Origin of the sequence: Armatimonas sp. (assembly GCF_043760365.1) — a bacterium.
In the GTDB taxonomy this organism is placed as follows: domain Bacteria; phylum Armatimonadota; class Armatimonadia; order Armatimonadales; family Armatimonadaceae; genus Armatimonas.
The window spans coordinates 1-4,138 of record NZ_JAYUPA010000634.1 but is presented as its reverse complement, the minus strand read 5'-3'; the positions used below and the strand labels follow the sequence as shown (position 1 = coordinate 4,138).

General features: G+C 57.8%; 3 protein-coding genes. All 3 read left to right on the top strand.

Going from position 1 to position 4,138, the window contains the following annotated elements:
- Positions 1 to 306, top strand: a 306-nt coding sequence (locus tag ACH2EH_RS14485) for a chemotaxis protein CheW (protein ID WP_395142756.1), incomplete at its 5' end; no start/stop codon positions are given.
- Positions 303 to 2,738, top strand: coding sequence for a methyl-accepting chemotaxis protein (locus ACH2EH_RS14480; RefSeq protein ID WP_395142755.1), 2,436 nt, complete (start codon positions 303 to 305; stop codon positions 2,736 to 2,738). The genes ACH2EH_RS14485 and ACH2EH_RS14480, both read left to right, overlap by 4 nt.
- Positions 2,735 to 4,138, top strand: a 1,404-nt coding sequence (locus ACH2EH_RS14475) for a methyl-accepting chemotaxis protein (RefSeq protein ID WP_395142754.1), incomplete at its 3' end; no start/stop codon positions are given. The genes ACH2EH_RS14480 and ACH2EH_RS14475, both read left to right, overlap by 4 nt.

The window sequence follows — 4,138 nt, the reverse complement described above, 5'->3', positions numbered from 1 at the left end:
GGGCTGATCAACCTGCGCGGACAGATAGTCACGGCGATAGACCTGCGCAAGCTGCTCCTACTCGGCGAGCGGCCTGACAATAAGCCCGCCATGAATATCATTATCAAGAGCGACGATGGGTTAGTTAGCCTTCTTGTCGATGAGATCGGCGATGTGCTTGAGCTAGAACACGGTAGCCACGAGCGTCCACCCAAGACACTGCAAGGGCGCGTGCGAGATTGCATCCAGGGGGTTTACCAGCTTCCTAACCAGCTCTTGCTTGTCCTCAATTGTGCCCAGATAACCGGCAGTCAGGCCGTCGCATGAAGGGAAGCATCAGAAATAAGATTGGGGCGATCTGCCTGATCGCTATTGTGATCGCCATAGGAATGGCACTTTACTCCGCACGCTTATTAGACTCCGTCCGTGGCGAGCTGAGCCGTGGCCAGGTCGTCGCACAGGCAATCCGCAATCATATGCAGGCGGACATGATGCACGATGCGCTACGCGGCGATGTACTCGCTATGCTTCTGGCTAAAGAGGATCAGGTAGCTCGTCAAGCCGCTCGCAAGGATCTCTCCATACATGCGGAGATTTTGCGCAAGGCCGTAGCGGATAATGCAAAGCTTCCCCTGAGCCCACTGAGCCGTGAGCGCATCATAGGCGTTCTGCCTGCGCTAGAAAAGTATGTTCTGACTGCGGGAGCAATCGGCGATCGCGCACTTACCGACCCCTTTGGGGCTAACACGCAGTTCCCTGGTTTCTTGAAAGCCTTTGGGGAGCTGGAAGGGGCGATGGCGAATGTCAGCGAGGCACTAGAGGCCGACGGAAAGTCTAGCAAAGAGAGTGGTATTGACTCGGTAGACCAGCTCCGTATCAAGACGGGAGCCATGACCTGGTTCGTGCTGATTACGGCAGGTGTGGGGCTTTCTTTGCTTGTGCGTAGCGTCCTGCTACCCCTGAACACTCTCATCAATCACTTCAAGACAATGGCCCAGGGAGGCAGTGTGGCCGACCGCATGGACGACACCAAGGCGGGCGAGGTCGGTGAGGTCGCGCACTGGTTCAACCGCGTGATGGACCATCGCCAGACCGAGGCTGCGGAGCAAGAAAAGAAAGATGCTGACACACGTGGGCAGCTTGAGGCGATTCACCGAAGCCAGTGTGTGGTGGAGTACGGCATGGATGGTAGCATCTTGACCGCCAATGAGAGCTTTCTTACCCTGCTGTGCTATCGAGCGGAGCAGATTCAGGGGCAGCACCATAGCCTCCTTGTGGTTCCCGAGGAGCAAAAAAGTGCAGGATACCGACAGTTCTGGAGAGATCTCGTGCAGGGCTCCTATCAAATGGGCGAGTATAAGCGTGTGGATCGGAATGGACGGGTTGGGTGGTTACAGGCGATCTACACGCCGATTCTCAATCCCCAGGGCGAGCCCTATAAGATCGTGGAGTTCGCTACCGATATCACAGTGCGCAAAGTGGATGAGCTTAATAAGGCACGCAATGTTGAGCAGATCAACCAGACTCAGCTCGTGATCGAGTTCACTCCTGAGGGAATTATTACGAAGGCGAATGACAGCTTTTTGGCCCTGATTGGCTACTCAGCCAGTGAGCTCATTGGCAAGCACCACCGCTCCCTGGTGTGTAGTAAGTACCACTCCGTAGATGAGTACCGCCGCTTCTGGCAGGAATTGACGGCAGGCAACTACGTGGCCACGGAGCATAAGTATATTGCCAAGGCGGAGAAAGAGCGCTGGCTTCAAGCGACCTACAACCCCGTTTTGGATGCAGGTGGCCAGCTCAAAAGCGTGTCACTTGTGGCGACGAATGTAACCTCACGCAAGCGGATGGAGGCCAATCTCACGGCGACCATGGCGGCAGTGAGCCGGAGTGCGGATGCACTTCTCATGGCGTCGGAGGAGCTGACCTGCATCAGCCAGAACATGGGTATTTCGTCCGATCAGACCGCAACCCAGGCCGCGCTTGTGGCCAGTGCCTCCGAGGAAGTGCATCAGAACGTCGCCACGGTTGCCTCCGGTGCGGAAGAGACCGGGATGGCCGTCCGTGAAGTGGCTCGCAATGCCGCTGATGCGGCGATGGTAGCCACCCACGCGGTTCAAGTGGTAGATCAAGTTAACCGGACGGTGGCAAAGCTTGGGGCTAGCAGTCGGGAGATCGGCGCGGTTGTCCAGACAATCAACTCCATTGCGGAGCAGACCAATCTTCTGGCGCTAAATGCCACGATTGAAGCGGCGCGAGCGGGCGGAGCAGGCAAGGGCTTCGCCGTGGTCGCTAATGAAGTGAAAGAGCTTGCCAAAGAGACCTCGGGAGCTACCAAGGACATTAGTCGCAAGATCGAGGCAATCCAGAAAGACACGGTGGCGGCAGTGGCGGCTATTGCGGAGATCGAGGAGATAATCCGGCAGATTCACGGCTTTCAGAACACGATTGCTAGCGCCGTGGAGGAGCAGTCCGCCACGATGTCGGAGATTAGCCGGACGATTGAGGAGGCGGCACGAGGCACCAGTGAGATCGCGGCAAATATGAGCGGGGTTGCGCAAGGTGCACAGGCCACAGCGACAGGCGCAAGCCAAACACTTAGCTCCGCAAGTCAGCTAGCACAGATGGCCATGGAGCTTACGGAACTGACACATCAGTTTAGCAACGAGGAAGAGCCTTCGCAGCAAGCTCCTAGCAATAGCTTCCGCATTGCCGAGAACGCTCTTCGGAGTCGTCGGGAGCCTAGTGGACGGCTATGACACTTGTCTCTGTTACTTCCGTTCGCAACAAGCTAATGCTCTTAGTAGGGGCATTTTTAGGGGTCTTTCTTCTGCTTGGCGGCGTGGCGGGCTGGGCGCTCCAGTCCGTTAAAGTCGGTGGCCCCTACTACAGCCGTATCGTGCAGTCCAAAGATCTCATCGCGGATGTGCTGCCGCCACCTGAGTATCTGATTGAGAGCTACCTAGTGGCGCTTCAGCTCAAAGATGTCACACGCTCTGAGGAGCGACTGATTCTATTGGAGAGCCTGAAGAAGCTTCGCAAGGACTACGATGAGCGGCATGCGTTCTGGGACAAGGATCTCCCTGCTAGCCCCCTACGCACGGCGCTGCTGGAGAGATCCCACGCCGCGGCCCAGCGGTTTTTCGTGGTACTCAATCAAGAGTATATCCCGGCGGTCTTTCGAGGCGATACCGCACGGCTTCAGGTGCTGACGGCGACCTCGCTCAAGGTGGCCTACCAAGAACATCGCAGTGCTGTAGACACCGTGGTCTCGCTGGCGACGCGGCGCTATGAGAGCGATGAAACGACGGCCCAGGGGGTGGTGGCGTTTGCGGGGCTGGCTCTTGCCCTGCTGAGCTTTAGTATGCTGGTGGCGACGGGAGTGCTTGCCTGGCGGGTAAGTCTGAGCATCATGAAGGACGTTACTCACCAGACCGCTGATCTGGAGCGCACCCGCACCGAGCTTCAAGAAGTCTTTACCCGGCTGAGCCAGGTCGCGGCCCGTGTGAAGCAAGACGCCGATCAGGCTGCCCACACGGGTTTTCAGCTCGATGGTGCCGTTTCCTCGACCAACGAGGCGATGGGGGCGGTAGCTCGCTTGATGGGTGAGGTGGCTCAGGCTGTTGAGCAAGTCGCGGGCCGGAGTGAGGGGGTTGCGCTGAGCTGCTCTGAGCAAGAGGTCAGCACGCATGAGGCGCTCTCTGCACTGGAAGCCATGCGCGCGGCCACCGATCGTGTGAGCACTGCCAGCAGAGATCAGCAGATGATGGCACGAAGCGTTAGGCTGGAGATGGATGCTGCCGCGCAGGCTGTACAGGCACTTTCCGGCTCGGCTGAGCGCTTTGCCTCATCGGCAGGGCGTGCGGCGATGGTAGCACGCAACAGCGGCACGACAGTGGCCCAGACAATCCATAGCATGCATCGTATTGAGGAGCAGATGGGAGCTTTCTCCTCAAAAGTGGAGGATTTAGGCGGCAAGAGCGACCAGATCGGTGGGATCGTTGGGACGATCAATTCCATTGCACGTCAGACGAACTTACTTGCACTCAATGCCACTATCGAGGCGGCCCGCGCCCGTGAGCATGGCCTTGGCTTTGCCGTCGTTGCTGATGAGGTGCGTAAGCTTGCGGTGCAGGTAACCCAGGCGACTACCGAGATC